Below are 1,287 nucleotides of genomic sequence, written 5' to 3'. Positions count from 1 at the left end.
GGAATTCAGCCAGATAGTATCTTATTGTTAGTCTGTTATCGTCTTGTTTTGACTAAAACACGGTTGCGTTGGAAAAGTGGGAATACTTTGTTGGATGATTGAAGACATGAGCAAAAGGGAGATGTATGGCCAGTAAAATGATTTTTTCTTGAAATAGCCTTGGAAAGATTAAAAAAAGCTATATATTTGTATTCAATTCTAAAACTAACTACCTATGAAACTAATTGCAGAAAGTGGTTCTACGAGAACAGAATGGGCGCTGGTTGAAGATAATCGTCTGATACAGCGAGCCTTCACAGAGGGCTTAAATCCTTTCTTTCAAACGAGAAGAGAGATTAGCCGAAGTGTGCGGTTAGGATTACCCGAGCATTTTTTCAAAAGGAAATTGGAACAAGTCTATTATTATGGTGCCGGATGTACTTCTTATGAAAAGAAAAATGTATTGGGAGCTTCATTGGTAGCACAATTCAAAACTCCAATTCAGGTAGAGAGTGATTTACTGGCAGCTGCACGTGGCTTGTTCAAATGCGAGGCCGGCATTGCTTGCATTTTGGGAACTGGTTCAAACTCATGTTTTTATGATGGGAAAATCATAGTAAAGAATGTCCGGGCAGGAGGTTACATCCTGGGGGATGAGGGTAGTGGTGCTGTATTGGGCAAAATGTTTTTGTCTGATGTACTGAAAGGTTTGGCTCCTAAAGATGTAACGGCGGATTTCTTTGAGAAGTTCCGTATAAGCCCGAATGAGGTTATGGAATCTGTGTATAACCGCCCGTTCCCCAATCGCTTTTTGTCTACTATATCTTATTTTTTGGCTGATTATACCAATGATGACTATGTATTTGAGCTGATTACCGGTAATCTGAGAAATTTCTTTACTCGTAATGTCTGCCAATATGACTACAAAAATTATCCTATTCGTTTTGTGGGTTCATTGGCTTACAGCTACGCGGCCATTTTGCGGGAAGTTGCTCGTGAATTTGGCATCGAACTGGAAATCATTGAAGAAACACCAATGAATGGCCTGATTGAATTCCATTCTTTAAATATAGAAGAACCTTAAATTCATTATATAATAAGGTGTATAACTTCCTTTTTGCAAATGTATAAATATAAAGTTAAATAAATACAAAGGAATGTTCTTGATATTAAATAATAATGTATCTTTGTTAGAACGAAATGAATGAATCATTTCTCACCTTTGTTAATAACGAGTTTTGTATCTCTTAAAATAACCAATAGAGTTAAGTAATTAACAAGATTTTTAACCTTGTATAATATATAACT

1 protein-coding gene is annotated in these 1,287 nt (G+C 36.1%); it reads left to right on the top strand.

Annotated elements, in window-relative coordinates; all coding sequences use genetic code 11:
* Window positions 1-214 precede the first annotated feature (214 nt).
* Window positions 215-1,063 (top strand): hypothetical protein, encoded by an 849-nt coding sequence (locus tag JCM16496_RS21100; RefSeq protein WP_025836436.1) that lies wholly within the window; start codon window positions 215-217, stop codon window positions 1,061-1,063.
* The last annotated feature ends 224 nt before the right edge of the window (window positions 1,064-1,287 follow it).

Source organism: Bacteroides rodentium JCM 16496 (assembly GCF_000614125.1).
Taxonomy (GTDB): domain Bacteria; phylum Bacteroidota; class Bacteroidia; order Bacteroidales; family Bacteroidaceae; genus Bacteroides; species Bacteroides rodentium.
The sequence above is the reverse complement of the archived record's forward strand: the minus strand, read 5'-3'. Positions and strand labels throughout refer to the sequence as shown.